Here is a 17872-nt window from a genome sequence, read left to right on the forward strand (position 1 = left end):
TAATGGCGGAACAAGGGGTTACTGATGCGCGCATCCTATCTCTTCACCAGCGAATCCGTGTCCGAAGGCCATCCGGACAAGGTCTGTGACCGGATCTCCGATGAGATCGTCGACCTTTTCTATCGTGAAGGGCCGAAGGCGGGCATCGATCCCTGGGCCATCCGCGCCGCCTGCGAGACGCTGGCGACCACCAACAAGGTCGTGATCGCTGGTGAGACCCGCGGTCCGAAATCAGTGACCAACGAGCAGATCGAAAGCGTCGTCCGCGGCGCGATCAAGGACATCGGCTACGAGCAGGAAGGCTTCCACTGGAAGACCTGCGACGTCGAGATCCTGCTGCATCCGCAGTCGGCCGACATCGCGCAGGGCGTCGATGCGCTGCAGCCGGGCGAGGTCAAGGAAGAAGGCGCGGGCGACCAGGGCATCATGTTCGGCTACGCCACCAACGAGACGCCTGATCTGATGCCGGCGCCGATCTTCTACGCCCACAAGATCCTCCGTCTCATCTCCGAAGCGCGCCACTCCGGCCGCGAGAAGGTGCTGGGCCCGGATTCCAAGAGTCAGGTCACCGTGCAATACGAGAACGGCAAGCCGGTCGGCGTGCGCGAGATCGTGGTCTCGCACCAGCATCTGGTCGAGGACCTCACCTCCAAGCAGGTGCGCGACATCGTCGAGCCCTATGTGCGCGAGGCGTTGCCGAAGGACTGGATCACGCCGAAGACGATCTGGCACATCAACCCCACCGGCAAGTTCTACATCGGCGGCCCCGACGGCGACTCCGGCCTGACCGGCCGCAAGATCATCGTCGACACCTATGGCGGCGCGGCCCCGCATGGCGGCGGCGCGTTCTCGGGCAAGGATCCGACCAAGGTCGACCGTTCGGCGGCCTATGCCGCGCGCTACGTCGCCAAGAACGTCGTTGCCGCCGGTCTTGCCGACCGCTGCACGCTCCAGCTCGCTTACGCCATCGGCGTCGCGCGGCCGCTGTCGATCTACATCGACACCCACGGCACCGGTAAGGTGTCGGAGGACCAGCTTGAGAAGGCCGTCGCCAAGGCGATGGATCTCACGCCGCGCGGCATCCGCAGCCATCTCGACCTCAACCGCCCGATCTACGCGCGGACTTCGGCCTACGGCCATTTCGGCCGCACGCCCGATAACGAGGGTGGCTTCTCCTGGGAGAAGACCGACCTCGTCGAGCCGCTCAAGCGCGCGCTCTAGTTTTAAGCGTCATCCCGGGGCGCGCGCGGTACGCGAGCGAACCCGGGATCCTTATCCATCACATCGAGATTCCGGGTTCGCCTCTTTTGGGCGACCCGGAATGACGAGTTCAACAACAGGACACTCGCAATGAACGCGAAGCCCGGCTTCACCGATTACATCGTCAAGGACATTTCGCTCGCCGATTTCGGCCGCAAGGAGATCTCGCTCGCCGAGACCGAGATGCCCGGCCTGATGGCCACCCGCGAGGAGTACGGCCCGAAGCAGCCGCTGAAGGGCGCGCGCATCGCCGGCTCGCTGCACATGACGATCCAGACCGCGGTGCTGATCGAGACGCTGGCCGCGCTCGGCGCCGATATCCGCTGGGTCTCCTGCAACATCTATTCGACGCAGGATCACGCCGCGGCTGCGATCGCGGCCGCCGGCATTCCCGTCTTCGCCGTCAAGGGCGAGACGCTGACCGAATATTGGGACTACACCGCAAAACTGTTCGACTGGCACGGCGGCGGCACGCCGAACATGATCCTCGATGATGGCGGCGATGCCACCATGCTGGTGCATGCCGGCGTCCGTGCCGAGAACGGCGACACCGCCTTCCTCGACAAGCCGGGCTCGGAGGAAGAGGAGATCTTCTACGCGCTGGTCAAGCGCCTGCTGAAGGAGAAGCCGAAGGGCTACTTCGGCGAGATCGCCAAGAACATCAAGGGTGTCTCGGAAGAGACGACGACAGGCGTGCACCGCCTCTACGAGATGGCCAACAAGGGCACGCTGCTGTTCCCGGCGATCAACGTCAACGACAGCGTCACCAAGTCGAAGTTCGACAACCTCTATGGCTGCCGTGAATCGCTGGTCGACGGCATCCGCCGCGGCACCGACGTGATGCTGTCGGGCAAGGTCGCGATGGTCGCCGGCTTCGGCGACGTCGGCAAGGGGTCGGCGGCTTCGCTGCGCCAGGCCGGCTGCCGCGTCATGGTGTCGGAAGTCGACCCGATCTGCGCGCTCCAGGCCGCGATGGAAGGCTATGAGGTCGTGACCATGGAAGATGCCGCGCCCCGCGCCGACATCTTCGTCACCGCCACCGGCAACAAGGACATCATCACCATCGAGCACATGCGCGCGATGAAGGATCGCGCCATCGTCTGCAACATCGGCCACTTCGACAACGAGATCCAGATCGCGAATCTGCGCAATCTGAAGTGGACCAACATCAAGCCGCAGGTCGACGAGATCGAGTTCCCCGACAAGCACCGCATCATCATGCTGTCGGAAGGCCGCCTCGTGAACCTCGGCAACGCCATGGGCCATCCGTCCTTCGTGATGTCGGCGTCCTTCACCAACCAGACGCTGGCGCAGATCGAGCTGTTCGCCAACAACAAGGACGGCAAGTACGAGAAGAAGGTCTACGTGCTGCCCAAGACCCTCGACGAGAAGGTTGCCCGCCTGCACCTCGCCAAGATCGGCGTCAAGCTCACCGAACTGCGCAAGGACCAGGCCGACTATATCGGCGTGAAGCAAGAAGGTCCGTACAAGAGCGACCACTACCGGTACTGATCGCTTTCAGTTGCGACACAAGGCCCTGGAGCGATCCGGGGCCTTTTTTTGTTGGTCCGCCCTGTGATACGCTTTCAGGTGGAGCCGCAACAAGCCCGCCACCTCTTGCAGCGGGCGGCCTTTTTTCCACGTTCATTGCCAGAATGCATATGGAGGAATGCGATGTCCAGCGAAGCCAACGTTCAGCTGTTGAAGGAAGCCTATCGCCAGTGGAACGACAGCAAGGGGCAAAACGTCGATCATTGGTTCGACAACGTCATCGGCCCGCAGATCAAGTTCGATTCGATTCCGCGGGGAGCCGAGCAGGTACCTTTCGCCAAGTATTATGACGACCGCACCGAGCTGCGCGGCTATTTCGATGGCCTGCTGGCTGAGTGGAGCATGCAGTACTACACGATGAACGAATTTGTTGCGCAGGGCGATGCCGTGGTCGCGCGCGGCGAATGCGCATGGACGAACAAGAAAACCGGAAAGGTCGCGAAGACGCCCAAGGTGGATTTCTGGCGCTTCAAGGACGGTAAGGCGATCGAATTTCACGAGTATTTCGACACTGCCTGTGTCTACGGCGCCACCATCCCCTGACCGTTGCAATTTGGCGTGGCGCTGCCATCCTGTGATCAGGAGAAGCGCCATGGCCGAAACCAAAGAACATTTCGACGTCCTCATCGTCGGTGCCGGCCTGTCCGGCATCGGCGCGGGCTATCATTTGCAGAGCAAGTGCCCGGGCAAGAGCTACGTCATTCTGGAGGGGCGCGACTGCATCGGCGGCACCTGGGACCTGTTCCGCTATCCCGGCATCCGCTCCGACAGCGACATGTTCACGCTTGGCTATTTCTTTAAGCCGTGGACCGACCCGAAGGCGATTGCCGACGGGCCGCAGATCCTGAACTATGTGCGCGAGACCGCCGCCGAGAACGGCATCGAGCAGCACATCCGCTTCCGTCATCGCGTCAAGCGCGCATCGTGGTCGACGCCGGAGGCGCGCTGGACCGTGGAGGCCGAGCGCATCGCGGGCGAGGGCGCAACCGACCTCGTGCGCTTCACCTGCAATTTCCTGTTCATGTGCTCGGGCTATTACAAATACGAGGCGGGCTACACGCCGGAGTTCAAGGGCACGGCGGATTTCCAGGGCCGCATCGTGCATCCGCAGAAATGGACCGAGGACATCGACTATTCGGGCAAACGCGTCGTCGTGATCGGCTCGGGCGCAACCGCAGTGACCCTTGTGCCGGAGCTCGCCAAGAAAGCGGCGCGGGTCACCATGCTGCAGCGCTCGCCGACCTACGTGGTGTCGCGCCCCGCTCAGGATCCTGTCGCCAACAAGCTGCGCCGCAATTTGCCGACGCGGCTTGCTTATCACTTGATCCGCTGGCGCAATGTGATGTGGGGGATGTTCTTCTTCCAGCTCAGCCGGCGCCGGCCGGCGAAGGTGAAGGATCTCATCCTTAGGGGCGTGCAGATGGCACTCGGCCCCGACTACGACGTCGCGACCCATTTCACGCCGCGCTACAATCCCTGGGACCAGCGGCTGTGCCTCGTTCCCGACGGCGATCTCTTCAAGGCGATCCGCGAGCAGCGCGCCGCCGTCGTCACGAGCGAGATCGACACGTTTACGCGCGACGGTATTCGCCTGAAGGACGGCAGCGAGCTTGCGGCCGACATCATCGTGACGGCGACGGGCTTGGTGCTCCAGGTCGTCGGCGGGCTCGAGATCAGCGTCGATGGCCGCGCCGTCGATTTCGCCAGCACGCTGACCTACAAGGGCATGATGTATGCCGACGTGCCGAACATGGCTTCCGCCTTCGGCTACACCAACGCGTCGTGGACGCTGAAATGCGATCTCACCTGCGAATATGTCTGCCGGCTCATCAACTACATGGACCGGCACAATTTTCGTCAGTGCATGCCGCATAATGAAGACCCGACGATCACCGCACAGCCTTCGCTCGATTTCACCTCGGGTTACGTGCAGCGCTCGGTCGCTAAGATGCCGAAGCAGGGCTCGAAGCGGCCGTGGCGGCTCCATCAGAACTACGCGCTCGATATCGTCTCCTTGCGCTTAGGCCGGATCGACGACGGCGTGATGAAGTATTCCTGATCTCCGTACGTTGCCGGAGGGAACCCGTCGATCGCTTGAGGTGAACCGCGACTTGAAGTAGTATTGTTGCGTCGCATGCAATTTAGTTCCGACAGCGCCTGAGTTCCGCGTCGCTGGCATTGATGGGAGCGCGGGACGTGCACGTGCTTGCTCTGGTCACGCAGAAAGGCGGAAGCGGCAAGAGTACGCTGGCCGTTGGGCTTGCAGTGGCCGCGATGGAACGCGAAGAGCGCGTCGCTCTCATTGAGGCGGACGCGCAGGGCACCATCTCGAGATGGAAACAGCGTCGCGAGAATTCGTTTCCTCGTGTCGAGTGCGTTGCGGATCCGGCGGAGATCGAGCCGGTGCTATCTCGGCTCCAGGCTGAAGGGATTGGGCTCGCAATCATCGACACGGCCGCCACGAATAACGCCTTGGCGCTGCGCGCCATCACCAATGCCGACCTCTGTCTCATTCCGGCGCGTCCGAGCCCGGCCGATATCGAAGCTGCCATCCCTACGCTGTTGGCTATTCGTAGGGGTAACCGCCGGTTTGCCTTCATCCTCAATCAGACGCCCACACGGGGGTGCCGGCTGAGTGAAGCTGCCACGTCGCTCAACTCGCTTGGCGTGCTTGCGCTTCCCTTTATTGGACAGCGCAACGACCATCAGGATGCGCTCGGCGTAGGCTTGGGCGTCACCGAGTTTGCGCCGGAAGGAAAGGCCTCGGACGAGATCGTTGGGCTATGGCGCTGGATTTCGGAACACATCTTCGCGGAGTCGAATCATCATGGGCAAGGCGCGGTCGAGACAACCTGCTGATGGCGCACGCGCCAGACGTCGGTCGCTGGTGGATCTGACTGCGGCGGTGAGCCGTAGCATCGACGAGAGCCTCTTGGAGATGCCGCCTGATCCGGTCGCCGCCCGACGGGGCGATGGACTCCGGAGCGAGCGGGCAGCCAAGAGGCCTGCTCGAAAGACGCCTGCTCGAAAGGTGCCTGCGGAGACGACCATTCCTGCGGCAATCGACAATGTCGCGACGTGCCCGTCTACGAAGGTGGAGTTGCCTTCGACGCAATTCCAAAGTGCCAGCAACACCTCCGCTCTCGCCGTGGAGATCGCCAAAGAGATGCAGACGCGTGCCCTCGAGGCAATGAAGTTAGGCGTGCATGCTGCGTTCGAATATACGAAGGATATTGCCAGTCCGGAAAGCGACGTTCTGGACGGAGTTGCCGCTGAGAGCCACGCTGTCATGCTCGAATTGATGAAGGTGAATGCAGGCGCGACCCTGCAGTATACGCGCGAGTTGAGCCGCGTGAGAACGCTCTCGCAGTGGGTCGAGTTGTCGAGCTCACATGCGCGAAAGCAGTGTGAGTTGGTCCGACAGCAAGCCGAATTGCTAAAATCATTGACACGCAATGCGAGATCGTCCGGCGCCGAATAGCGCGCATCGGAATCAGGATATCGCCGAGGCCCGGGCGGGGCAGCCCGCCCGCCAATGTTGTTTGCGTATTCGGCCGCCCGTCCGAATCGGCCATCGCCCAACGGTTAACGCCGGATTAACGGATGGGTCCTAGCCTGTCCCGGCCGGGGTGACTCGCAAGGCCGAGGTGAGCCCAATGGAAGCCCAGAGAATCGCGGTCGACGCTGTCGTCGCGCTGACCGATTGCGACCGCGACGCCGTCATCGCCTTCATCCGTCGTCTCTACCTGGCCGGCGTCACCGATCCCAAGCGCCTGACCTTCAAGGGGCTGCAGGCGCTGTCGCGGGCTTGATTTGGGCGGTTTCGGCCCTTTCGGCCCCGAGTTCCGCCCGAGCGCTCTCCCCAGCGTGATTGCAACCCACCGGTGAATATCTTGTCGGTCGGGCCCGGCCGGAGTAGATGACGTCCCCGGCTGGGTCACTTGGGATTGGGGAAATGCTGAAACAGCTTTTTGCACCGCAACTTGTCATTCTTTATGTGCTTGCGGCATCGACGATTTACGTTCACTTCCGCGGCAAGCACCGGCTGCGCTTCGCGCGCCAGCTCGGCGATCACTCGACCTACCTCGCACCCTACAACGTGCTGATGTATGCCGCCTCGGCCGTGCCCAACAAGCCCGTGATCTCGGTCGAGCAGTTTCCTGAACTGAAGCCCCTCAGCGAGAACTGGGAGACCATCCGCGACGAGGCAGTGCGCCTGTTCGACGAGGGCTTTATCCGCGCCGCCGCCAAGAACAACGACTGGGGCTTCTATTCCTTCTTCAAGAGCGGCTGGAAGCGGTTTTACCTGAAATGGTACGACGACTTCCTGCCTTCAGCGCGCACGCTCTGCCCGAAGACGGTGGAGCTGCTGAACTCGATTCCGAGCGTGCACGGCGCGATGTTCGCGATGCTGCCGCCGGGCGGCAAGCTCGGCGCCCATCGCGATCCCTTCGCGGGCTCGCTGCGCTATCACCTCGGCCTCGTTACGCCGAACTCGAACAAATGTCGGATTCTCGTCGACGGCGTCGAATGCGTCTGGCGCGACGGCGAAGCCTTCATGTTCGACGAGACCTTCATCCACAGCGCGGAGAATGCGACCGACGTCAACCGCATCATCCTGTTCTGCGACGTCGAGCGTCCGATGAAGTTCGGATTCATGACCGCGATCAACCGCTGGGTCAGCCATCACATCGTCAAGGCATCGGCAACCCAGAACGTCGACGGTGAGAATGTCGGCGTGCTCAACAAGGTGTTCGGCAAGCTCTACGAGATCCATCTCGCCAGCCGCAAGGTCAAGGAGTGGAACCGCAACGTCTACTACACGCTGAAGTATTCGCTGACGGCGCTGATCCTCGGCCTCATCGTGCTGTCGGCGTTGCGGTGATCGGCGCCTCGCAATGAGCCCCTTGCCGATCGCGAACGCGGAGATCGTGCGGTTCTTCCGCCAGTGGCTGGACACCTTCGCGGGCTATGTCCGCGAGGTCGACTACGCTTCGGCGCGGCCGCTCTTCCATCCGGATGTGCTCGCCTTCGGCACGCATAACGATGTCATCCCCGGCCTCGACCAATGGGTCGCGACGCAATGGGACAATGTCTGGCCGAAGACGACCGATTTCCGCTTTGTCCTCGAACAGATTTCCGTTCTGGCGTCCGCCGACGGCACCATGGCGACCGTGATCGTGCCATGGACGAGCACGGGCTATCATCCGGATGGCAGCGCGTTTGCGCGGCCCGGCCGGGCGACGATGGTGTTCTCCAAGATCGCCAACGGCTGGCTGTGTGTGCATTCCCACATGTCGCTCAACCGCGGAGTGCCTCAGGCAAGCCACGCCAATCGGCCGGTGAAGGCCTGGTAGAGCCAAGCCGTCCGGGAGCGTGCGCCGCCGGCTTTATTTTATTGGCCGACTAAAGTTTTACACTCTCGTTCCAGTTCGGCCGGAACCCTTGGAACCTGGTCTCGTTTTTCTCAACGAACAACCGGTTAAAAAAGCGCAACCGGGGGCTGTCCGAGGGAAACGCTCCCATGGCAACACTCGACCTTGATGCCACCCGACTTACTGAATCCGAGCATCGGCGCCAGCTTCGTCGCGCGGTGATCGCGTCCACGGTAGGGACCGCGATCGAATGGTATGATTTCTTCCTCTACAGCACCGTCACCGGTCTGGTTTTCGCAAAGCTGTTCTTTCCGCAGTCCGACCCCTGGGTTGGCACGCTGGAGGCGTTTGCGATCTACGCAGTCGGCTTCGTCGCGCGCCCGATCGGCGCGGCAATCTTTGGACACTATGGCGACCGCATCGGACGTAAATCGACGCTGATCGCGACGCTGCTCTTGATGGGACTGGCGACCGCGGCGGTGGCCGTGGTGCCGACCTATGCGAGCATCGGCATCTGGGGCGCCGTGATCCTGACCGTGCTGCGATTCATTCAGGGCGTTGGCGTTGGCGGCGAGTGGGGCGGCTCGGTGCTGATGTCGATGGAATGGGCCCGCAGCGACCGATCCCGAGGATTGATCGCGTCATGGCCGCAATTCGGCGTGCCCTGCGGCCTGTTCCTCGCAAATCTCGCCGTGCTGGCGTTCAGCCAGATGGCGGGCGATCAGTTCCTGGCGTGGGGCTGGCGCATTCCGTTCGCGCTCAGCATCATCCTGGTCGGCGTCGGCCTTTATATCCGGCTCGGCATCCTCGAAACGCCGGTGTTCTCAAAGCTCGTGGCCGAACGTCAGGTCGACCGCACGCCGATGCTGACGGTGATCCGGGAATACCCGAAGGAGATCCTGCTGTCGGCCTTCGCGCGCATGTCGGAGCAGGCGCCGTTCTACATCTTCACCGCCTTCGTCTTCTCCTACGGCATCGGCACCCTGCACGTTTCGCGCGACTTCCTGCTGACCGCGGTTCTCTCGGCCTCGGTGCTGTCGTTCGTCTCGATCCCGCTGTGCGGACATATCTCCGATCAGATCGGCCGCAAGAACATGTACATGATCGGCGCTGCCGTGACGGGCATCTTCGGCTTCGTCTATTTCGCGCTGCTCAACACCGGATCGCCAACCATCATCTTCCTTGCGATCATCCTGTCGCTGATTCCGCATGACATGCAGTACGGCCCGCAAGCCGCCTTGATCGCCGAGAGTTTTACCGGACGCCTGCGCTACAGCGGATCCTCGCTCGGCTATCAACTCGCATCCGTGATCGCCGGCGGCCCGGCGCCGCTGATCGCAACCTGGCTGTTCGGCACGTTCCACTCGGCGACCGCGATCGCGGTCTACATCGCGATTTGCGCTGTCATGACGCTGGCCGCAACCGCGATGATGACCGACTACACCGGGAAGGACATCAACGCGGCGGGCGCGCATGAGCGGCGAACTTGAGGCCGCAAAAAAGCCCCGGACGTCACGTCCGGGGCTTTTCTTTTTCATTGATTTGAGGTCTGCCTACTCCGGCTGGCCGATCGCGACCTTTAGCGTGCCGATGCCATCGACGCCGCATTCGAGCTTGTCGCCCACCTGGAGCTGCGAGACGCCGGCCGGCGTGCCCGTCATGATGATGTCGCCGGCGGCGAGCTTCACCTGCTGCGAGAGCTGCCAGATGATCTCCGGCACGTTCCAGATCAGCTCGGTGAGGTCGCCCTTCTGCGCTTCCTTGCCGTTGACGGTGAGCCAGATCTTGCCCTTCGAGGGATGGCCGATCTTCGTGGCCGGCTGCACCGCGGAGCAGGGGGCGGAGCCGTCGAACGACTTGCCGATCTCCCAGGGACGCTCCTTCTTGCGCGAGGCGATCTGGAGGTCGCGGCGGGTGAGATCGATGCCGACGGCGTAGCCGTAGACGTGGCCGAGCGCCTTGTCGGCGGGGATGTTCAGCCCGCCGCTCTTCATCGCGACGACCAGCTCGACCTCGTGATGCAGATCCTTGGTCAGCGGCGGATAGGGGATGATTGCGCCATCCGGCACCAGCATATCGGCGTGCTTGGCGAAGAAGAACGGCGGGGCGCGCTCGTCATTGCCCATCTCGCGGATGTGCTCGAGATAGTTGCGGCCGACGCACCAGATGCGGCGCACGGGATAGCGGCCGCTCTCCCCGACGACGGGAAGCGATGCCTGCGGCGGAAGCGGAATGACGTAGGAGGCGGCGTTCATGAAGCGGTCTCGCGGCTCTTGAGGTGATAAGGAACTCTATGCGGTTGCGCTGATCGGCGCCAGAGCGCCGGCATCGTGATGTTGCAGGCGGAAGAACGAGGCGTAGCGGCCGGAGCGGCGCAAGAGCTCGTCATGCCGGCCCTGCTCGACGATCTCGCCGCCCTCGACCACCAGGATGCTATCTGCGTGAATGATGGTGTGCAGGCGGTGCGCGATCACGAGGGTGGTGCGGTTCCGGCAGAGATGCTCGATCGCCTCCTGCACCTGACGCTCGGACTCCGAATCGAGCGCGGCGGTGGCTTCGTCCAGGAGGATGATCGGCGCGTTCTTGATCAGCGCGCGCGCCACCGCGATGCGCTGGCGCTGGCCGCCGGAGAGCTGCGTGCCGTGCTCGCCCACCGGCGTGTCGTAACCGAGCGGAAAACCCATGATGAAATCATGCGCGCAGGCGGCCTTCGCCGCCTCGATGATTTCCTGTTCGGTCGCGCCCGGCCGGCCGAAGGCGATATTGTTGCGAATGGTGTCGCGGAACAGATAGACGTCCTGGCCGACATAGGCGGTCTGCGCCCGCAGCGATTTGCGCGAGACCGAGCTGATCGACTGCCCGTCGATCACGATCTCGCCTTGCGTCACCTCGTAGAAGCGCAAGAGCAGCGCCAGCACGGTCGACTTGCCGCCGCCGGACGGGCCGACCAGCGCGGTGACCTTGCCGGGCTCGGCGATGAAGCTCATGCGGTTCAGCACGGTCTCGCCTGAGCGATAGGAGAAGCTGACGTCGCGCAGCTCGATGCGGGCATCTGACAGCTTCAGCGCCGGCTTGTCGTCGTCGGACTGCTCACTCGCCGGGCTGTCGACGACCTCGAGCAGCATGCGCGCGCCGACCAGCTGGCTGTTGAGGTCGATATTGAGCCGCGCCAGCCGCTTGGCCGGCTCGGTCGCCATCAGGAACGCAGTCATGAAGGAGAAGAACGCGCCGGGCGTGGCATTGAGCGCGACCACGGCGTAGCCGCCGTACATCAAGCAGCCGGCGACCGCGAAGCCGCCGAGCATCTCCATCAGTGGGTTGGAGCGGTTGGCGACGCGGGCCATCTTGTTGGCGTTGCGCTCGACGACCGCGATGTTCTCGTCGATGCGGTTCTGCATGGTGTCTTCGAGCGTGAACGCCTTGACGGTGCGGATGCCTTGCAGCGATTCCTGCATCGTCTCCAGGATGTCGGCGGTGCCGGTGAACTGGTTATGCGCAAGGCCCTTGATGCGCTTGACCAGCTTGCGCAGCACCAGCATCGCAGGCGGCACCGCGACGAGGCCGATGAACGACATCAGCGGATCCTGCCACACCATCACGCCGATCATGGCGAGCAGCATCAACAGGTCGCGCCCGATCGCGTTGACCAGCATGTTGAGCACGTCGGTGATGGACTTGGCGCCGGCGGTCAGCCGCGCCAGGAATTCAGACGAATGCCGCTCGGAGAAGAAGCCGACGCTTTCGCGCATCAGCTTGGCGAACATCTGGCGCTGGTTGGTGGCGAGGATGGCGTTACTGATCTTGGTCAGGATCACCATGTGGCCGTAGGTCGCCACGCCCTTGATGAACAGCAGCACCACCGTGATGCCCGAGAACATCGCAATGCCCGGAATGTTCTTGTCGACATAGGCCTGGTTGATGACCTGGCCGAGCACATAGGTCGCGCATGCGGTTGAGCCTGCGGCGAGCGCCATCAGTGCAAAGGCGACGAGGTAGCGCCGCCAGTAGACGACCCCCTGTTCCACGACCAGGCGGCGAATCAGGACCGCTGCCGCATAGGGATCGTCGGTGATTTTCTTTGGAAACTGGGCCATCCGGTGTCCATTGACGGCGCAGGACAAAGCCTGCCCGCGCGTCAGGGATCGATGGGCCTCTGTGCCTGCTCAAGCGGGGTTTTTCAAGCCCAATTAAGGGCTTGCGCTCGGGATGATTCTAGGCCGAGACGGCGTGGCGAAGCTCGCCATGGCGCTCGCGGAACAGCTTGTCCTCCCAGGCTAGCGCATGGGCGGCGACGGTCTCGAGGTCCTCGTATTGCGGCTTCCAGTCGAGCAGGCCGCGGATGCGGCTGGTGTCGGCGACCATTGTCATGATGTCGCCGGGCCGGCGCGGGGCGTATTGCACGGCGAAGCTGCGGCCCGAAACCCGGCGCACCGCGTCGATTATCTCCAGCACCGAATAGCCGCGGCCATAGCCGCAATTGAGCGTCGTCGAGGAGCCGCCATTGCGCAAATACGCCAGCGCGGAGCGATGCGCCTGCGAGAGGTCCGTGACGTGGATGAAGTCGCGGATGCAGCTGCCGTCCGGGGTCGGATAGTCGGTGCCGAACACGTCGATCTTGGCGCGCTGACCGGTGGCGGCTTCCACCGCGATCTTGAGCAGATGCGTGGCGCCGACGGTGGCAAGGCCGATGCGCGCCTGCGGATCGGCGCCGGCGACGTTGAAGTAGCGCAAGGTCACATATTGCATGCCGAAGGCAGCGGCGACGTCGTGCAGCATGATCTCCGTCATCAGCTTCGACGAGCCGTAAGGCGACAGCGGCCGCGTCGGCGCGTGCTCGGGCACCGGCACCTGGTCCGGATTGCCGTAGACGGCGGCGGTCGAGGAGAAGATGAAGCGGCCGATGCCGCGCTTGACCGCGACGTTGAGCAGATTGCGCGCGGTCGTGAAGTTGTTGCGGTAGTAGCCGAGCGGATCGCGCATCGAATCCGGCACGACGACCGAGCCCGCGAAATGGATGATGCTCTCGATGTCGTGCTGCGCGATCACGCCTTCGAGCAAGTTCTCGTCGCCAGCATCGCCAATGAACAGCGGCACGCCTTCCGGCAGATAGGTGGAGAAGCCAGTGGAGAGATCGTCGATCACGACGACGTCCTCGCCAGCTTCCGCCAGCGCCAGGACCGTGTGACTTCCGATATAGCCGGCGCCGCCGGTGACTAGCACAGTCATGATCTCACCCGTCTTCGATCAACGCGCAAAACTAGCGCTGGCGTGGTGAAGAGGGGGTATCGGCGCGGCTGAACTGGTCACTATGCTTAATGTTGCGTATAGGGGATCTGCTAAACGGAGCATGACGTGGCGAATTTCCCCGGCGATCTCGACGTGATCGTGCCAAATCTGCACAGGCGCTATTCCGGGGTCACCGCGACCAATCGGATGGTCGCGCCGCGGCTGGCGAAACTGTATCGCGCGGCGTGGTTCGGCTCCGATGCGCCGGACGGGATTGCGCGCCTGAGCGCTGCGGATTTCCTGAAACTATGGCGTCGCAAGGCGCCGCTGATCTGGCATGCGCGCCGCAACAACGAGATGATCGCCGGCGTCGCGCTGCGCACGCTCGGATGGCCCTTGAAGCTCGTGTTCACCTCGGCGGCGCAGCGGCATCACAGCTGGATCACGCGCTGGCTGATCCGGCGCATGGACGCGATCATCGCAACGAGCGACGTCTCGGCATCGTTCCTGAAAGTGAAGGCAACGGTGATCCCGCATGGCGTCGACACCGACGTCTACGCACCGCCGACAGATCGCGCCGCTGCCTTGGCGGAAGCCGCGCTGCCGGGCCGCTACGCGATCGGCTGCTTCGGCCGCGTGCGCGCGCAGAAGGGCACCGACGTGTTCGTCGATGCGATGTGCCGGTTGTTGCCGCGCTATCCCGATTTCACCGCGGTGATCGTCGGCCAGGTCACGCCCGAGCAGACGCCCTTTCTCAACGACCTGAAGCAGCGCATCGCGGCCGCCGGTCTGCAATCGCGCATCGTCATCACTGGCGAATTGCCGATCGGCGAGGTGCAGCGCTGGTATCAGCGATTGACCATCTACGCTTTCACCTCACGCAACGAAGGCTTTGGCCTGACGCTGATCGAGGCGATGGCGGCCGGCAGCGCCCTCGTCGCCGCACGCGCCGGTGCAGCCGAGCTCGTGGTCGAAGATGGCGTGACCGGCGTACTGATGCCGCCGGGTGATGTCGATGCGCTGGTCGCCGCGCTGGAGCCGCTGATGCGTGATGTGACCGCGGCAACCGCGATGGGCGAGCGGGGGCGGGTGCGGGTGCTCGCAAAATTCAGCCTGGATGCGGAGGCGGCGCGGATCGGCGAGGTCTATCGGCCGCTGCTCTGAACCGACTTTTCGCGACCGCCAAACAAAAAGCGCGAAAACAATCCCATGCACAGTAGCCGGGGTCAGCAAAATCAATGTCTTGGTTAAGAGCTCGATTTTTGCGGATTTTTCGAATTGCGTTTGACTTGTCGGGCTAAACACTGGCAGGATGTCATCATCGGCGCTGCCCAGATCGCCTCATGTCGTCGCCCGCGTCCCCGCCTCGGCCAGCACCCGCTGCGCGATCGCCACCACCTCGCTCGCCGCGATGTCGCGCATGCAGCGGTGATCGTTCATCTTGCAGATTGTGCTCTGGCAGGGCTGGCATGACAGCACGCTCTTGTCCTGGACCACGGTGGCGGCGAGGCCGTTGAGGGGGGCCCAGAGATAGGGGCTGGTCGGGCCGAAAATGCCCATGGTGGGCGTGCCCAGGGCGGCTGCGATATGCATCAGGCCGGAATCGTTGGAGATGGCGACGCCGGCGGCGGCCATGGCCAGCACGCCGTTGCGCAAATCGTTGCCGGTGAGGTCCCGCACCCCCACGCCGCCCGCCGCGACGATTTCCTGGGCGAGGCCCTTTTCCGCGGGGCCGCCGACCACCCAGACCTCCAGGCCCTGCTCGACCAGCAACCGGGCGGCCTCGGGATAGTAGGTCCAGCGTTTTGACACTCCGACCGAGCCGGGAGCCAGCGCCACGGCTGCGCCGGCGCTGAGACCATTGGCCTGCCGCCAGCGGAGGATCTCCTCGGCGGGGACGCGGAGTTGCGGCACCGGCCATTCCGGAGGCAGCGGGGCGCCATCGGGCTGGGCGAGGGCGGCGTTCTTGTCGATGAAACGGGGCAGTTTCTTCTCGCCCCAGCGCCTGTGGTTGATCAGGCCGAACCGGAACTCGCCGACGAAGCCGACCCGTTCAGGAATGCCCGCCAGCGCGGGCGCAATGGCCGCCTTCCAGGTCCGGGGCAGCACCAGGGCGGTGCCGTAGTTCCGCTCGCGCAGGAGTTTTGCCAGGCTGAGCTGGCGGCTCACTGCGAGCCGGCCGCGCGGCAGGTCCCAGACGATCCCTGCGCGCACGCCGGGCATGTAATCGACTAGCGGGGCGCACAGCGAGGTGGTCAGGAGATCGACCGGCCGGTTGGGCCAGCGCTGCTTCAGGACCCGCACGACGGTGTGATTCCGGACGAAATCGCCGATCCACATGTAGGGAATGACCAGGATCGGGCTTGTGTCGTCCCGGTCTGCATGTCCACTAAGTTGCGAATCTTCATTCATTTGTTAATAGAGCCGAAGGCGAGCTGTATGGCCGTTCGGTTAGCCGCTCCGGGCCGGCAGGTAAAGCCGGGTGAGGACCGATCCCAAAACCGCTTACACTTTGGCGGATCATGCGCTACGGCAGGACCGGGCCTTCAGAAATCGGGCAGGTAGGTGGAATGTTGCTGGTGACCGGCGGGGCCGGTTTTATCGGATCGAATGTCGTCGCCGCGCTCAACGAGGCCGGCCGCAGCGACGTCGTGGTCTGCGATCTCCTCGGCTCTGACGGCAAATGGCGCAACCTCGCCAAGCGGCAGCTTGTGGATATCGTCCCGCCGGCCGAACTGATCGACTGGCTGAAGGGCCGCAAGCTCGACGCCATGATCCATCTCGGGGCGATTTCCGAGACCACCGCGACCGACGGCGATCTCGTGATCGAGACCAATTTCCGCCTGTCGATGCGCCTCTTGGACTGGTGCACGGCGAATGCGGTGCCGTTCATCTATGCCTCGTCGGCGGCGACCTATGGCGATGGTGCGGACGGCTTTGACGACGACGCCTCGTTGCCGGCGCTGAAGAAGCTACGGCCGATGAATCTGTACGGCTGGAGCAAGCACCTGTTCGACCTCACTGTTGCCCAGCGCGTCGCGAACGGCGATCGGCTGCCGCCGCAATGGGCGGGCCTGAAGTTCTTCAACGTGTTCGGCCCCAACGAATACCACAAGGGCTCGATGATGAGCGTGCTGGCGCGCCGCTTCGACGACGTGAGAGCGGGCCGAGTCGTGCAGCTGTTCAAGTCGCATCGCGAGGGCATCGACGACGGCGACCAGCGCCGCGATTTCATCTATGTCGACGATGTCGTGCGCGTCGTCATGTGGCTGCTGGCGACGCCGTCGGTCTCCGGCCTGTTCAATGTCGGGACCGGCAAGGCACGCAGCTTCAAGGACCTGATGCTGGCAGCCTATGCAGCGCTCGGCAAAAGGCCCAACATCGAGTACATCGACATGCCCGAGGCGATCCGGGGCAGCTATCAATACTTCACCCAGAGCAAGGTCGATCGTCTCCACCGCGCCGGCTACAACGGTGGCTTCACGACGCTCGAGGACGCGGTCAAGGCCTATGTCGGGGATTATCTCGACCGGCCCGACCGCTTCCGCTGAGGCCCCGCGATCATGCCGACACCTATTCTCGATTTCGATGCCCTCGCACAAGCCATCGGCGGCCGCACGGTGCTGTGCATCGGCGACATCATGCTGGACGAATTCGTCTATGGCGAGGTGTCGCGGATCTCGCCGGAGGCGCCCGCGCCGGTGATCTCGGCACAGCGCAGCGAGATCCATATCGGCGGCGCCGGCAACGTCGCGCGCAACGTCGCATCCCTCGGCGCGCGCTGCATCTTCGTCGGCCTCGTCGGCGAGGACGATGCGGGCAGGCGGCTCGCCTCGGCGCTCGCGGAGTACGCCGGCATCGACAGCGTTCTGGTGAGCGACTCCTCGCGCCCGACCACGCGAAAAGTCCGCTTCGTCTCCGAGCATTTTTCCACGCACATGCTGCGTGCGGATTGGGAGCAGGCGGGGCCTGCCTCCGATGCGACCGAGACGAAACTGATCGAGGCGATCCTGCCGCAGATCGCGCGCGCCGACATCGTGCTGCTGTCCGACTACGCCAAGGGCGCGCTGACCGCACGCGTGATCCGCCACATCATCGACGCCGCGCGAAAGCTCGGCAAGCCCGTGATCGTCGATCCCAAGAGCCTGAACTGGGCGATCTATCGCGGCGCGACGCTGCTCACGCCCAACCGCAAGGAGTTTTCGGAAGCGACGCGGAGCCGCGCCGACACCACGCAGAGCATCGTCGATGCCAGCGAGGACGTGATGCGGCTCGCCGATTGCGAGGCGATCCTGGTCACACTGGGCGAGCACGGCATGACGCTGGTGCCGCGCAGCGGCGAGGCCGTCCATGTTCCGGCTTTCCCGGTGCAGGTGCGCGACGTCTCCGGCGCCGGCGACACCGTCGCCGCCGCGCTTGCGGTGTCGCTCGCATCGGGCGCGGACTGGGACGCGGCGCTG

Annotated in this window: 17 protein-coding genes; 13 read left to right on the top strand and 4 right to left on the bottom strand. The window is 63.7% G+C overall.

The window, feature by feature from the left end; genetic code table 11:
* The first annotated feature begins 24 nt into the window (after positions 1-24).
* From metK to CWO91_RS18250, 10 genes are all read left to right on the top strand, one after another.
* Entirely contained in the window at positions 25-1221 is a 1197-nt protein-coding gene (gene metK / locus CWO91_RS18210; protein WP_130214961.1) for a methionine adenosyltransferase, read from the top strand.
* A gap of 129 nt (positions 1222-1350) precedes the next feature.
* A complete protein-coding gene (gene ahcY / locus CWO91_RS18215; RefSeq protein ID WP_130214963.1) occupies positions 1351-2772 on the top strand; it encodes an adenosylhomocysteinase in 1422 nt (473 codons plus the stop codon).
* Positions 2773-2934: 162 nt separating this feature from the next.
* Positions 2935-3354, top strand: a complete 420-nt coding sequence (locus tag CWO91_RS18220; RefSeq protein WP_130214965.1) for a nuclear transport factor 2 family protein — start codon at positions 2935-2937, stop codon at positions 3352-3354.
* Positions 3355-3403: 49 nt separating this feature from the next.
* Entirely contained in the window at positions 3404-4870 is a 1467-nt protein-coding gene (locus CWO91_RS18225) for a flavin-containing monooxygenase (RefSeq protein ID WP_130214967.1), read from the top strand.
* A gap of 137 nt (positions 4871-5007) precedes the next feature.
* On the top strand, positions 5008-5670 hold the full coding sequence (locus CWO91_RS18230; protein WP_130214969.1) for an AAA family ATPase: 663 nt from the start codon (positions 5008-5010) through the stop codon (positions 5668-5670).
* A complete protein-coding gene (locus CWO91_RS18235; RefSeq protein ID WP_165405527.1) occupies positions 5639-6292 on the top strand; it encodes a hypothetical protein in 654 nt (217 codons plus the stop codon). The genes CWO91_RS18230 and CWO91_RS18235 overlap by 32 nt, the downstream gene beginning before the upstream one ends.
* 175 nt (positions 6293-6467) lie before the next feature.
* Positions 6468-6623: a hypothetical protein gene (locus CWO91_RS43030; protein ID WP_007612486.1), complete on the top strand. Its 156-nt coding sequence runs from the start codon at positions 6468-6470 to the stop codon at positions 6621-6623.
* A gap of 143 nt (positions 6624-6766) precedes the next feature.
* Entirely contained in the window at positions 6767-7696 is a 930-nt protein-coding gene (locus CWO91_RS18240; RefSeq protein WP_130214971.1) for an aspartyl/asparaginyl beta-hydroxylase domain-containing protein, read from the top strand.
* 13 nt (positions 7697-7709) lie between these two features.
* Positions 7710-8168: a YybH family protein gene (locus tag CWO91_RS18245; protein WP_130214973.1), complete on the top strand. Its 459-nt coding sequence runs from the start codon at positions 7710-7712 to the stop codon at positions 8166-8168.
* A 167-nt stretch (positions 8169-8335) separates the two neighbouring features.
* Complete coding sequence (locus CWO91_RS18250; RefSeq protein WP_130214976.1) at positions 8336-9676, top strand: MFS transporter; 1341 nt, start codon at positions 8336-8338, stop codon at positions 9674-9676.
* Positions 9677-9739: 63 nt separating this feature from the next.
* Here CWO91_RS18250 and CWO91_RS18255 read toward each other — a convergent pair whose 3' ends face one another.
* The 3 genes from CWO91_RS18255 to galE all read right to left on the bottom strand — a co-directional run bounded on the left by CWO91_RS18255 (position 9740) and on the right by galE (position 13412).
* Positions 9740-10441, bottom strand: coding sequence for a fumarylacetoacetate hydrolase family protein (locus tag CWO91_RS18255; RefSeq protein ID WP_130214979.1), 702 nt, complete (start codon positions 10439-10441; stop codon positions 9740-9742).
* Between the two features lie 36 nt (positions 10442-10477).
* Entirely contained in the window at positions 10478-12280 is a 1803-nt protein-coding gene (locus CWO91_RS18260) for an ABC transporter ATP-binding protein (RefSeq protein ID WP_130214981.1), read from the bottom strand.
* 118 nt (positions 12281-12398) lie between these two features.
* The gene (gene galE / locus CWO91_RS18265) at positions 12399-13412 is read right to left on the bottom strand and encodes a UDP-glucose 4-epimerase GalE (protein ID WP_130214983.1); all 1014 of its coding nucleotides are present in this window, start codon (positions 13410-13412) and stop codon (positions 12399-12401) included.
* 126 nt (positions 13413-13538) lie between these two features.
* On the opposite strand from galE, the gene CWO91_RS18270 reads away from it, so the two are divergent.
* The gene (locus CWO91_RS18270; protein WP_130214985.1) at positions 13539-14576 is read left to right on the top strand and encodes a glycosyltransferase family 4 protein; all 1038 of its coding nucleotides are present in this window, start codon (positions 13539-13541) and stop codon (positions 14574-14576) included.
* Positions 14577-14753: 177 nt separating this feature from the next.
* Here CWO91_RS18270 and waaF read toward each other — a convergent pair whose 3' ends face one another.
* Positions 14754-15824 carry a lipopolysaccharide heptosyltransferase II gene (gene waaF, locus CWO91_RS18275; protein ID WP_130214987.1) on the bottom strand — a complete coding sequence of 357 codons (1071 nt, stop codon included), beginning with the start codon at positions 15822-15824 and terminating at the stop codon, positions 14754-14756.
* Between the two features lie 158 nt (positions 15825-15982).
* Between waaF and rfaD the strand changes: the two genes are divergently transcribed.
* Together rfaD and rfaE1 are read left to right on the top strand one after the other, a co-directional pair.
* Positions 15983-16963 carry an ADP-glyceromanno-heptose 6-epimerase gene (rfaD, locus tag CWO91_RS18280; protein ID WP_130214989.1) on the top strand — a complete coding sequence of 327 codons (981 nt, stop codon included), beginning with the start codon at positions 15983-15985 and terminating at the stop codon, positions 16961-16963.
* 12 nt (positions 16964-16975) lie between these two features.
* Positions 16976-17872 (top strand): D-glycero-beta-D-manno-heptose-7-phosphate kinase (rfaE1, locus tag CWO91_RS18285; RefSeq protein ID WP_130214991.1); only part of this gene is annotated, 897 nt, incomplete at its 3' end.

Origin of the sequence: Bradyrhizobium genosp. SA-3, from assembly GCF_004212635.1 — a bacterium.
Classification (GTDB): domain Bacteria; phylum Pseudomonadota; class Alphaproteobacteria; order Rhizobiales; family Xanthobacteraceae; genus Bradyrhizobium.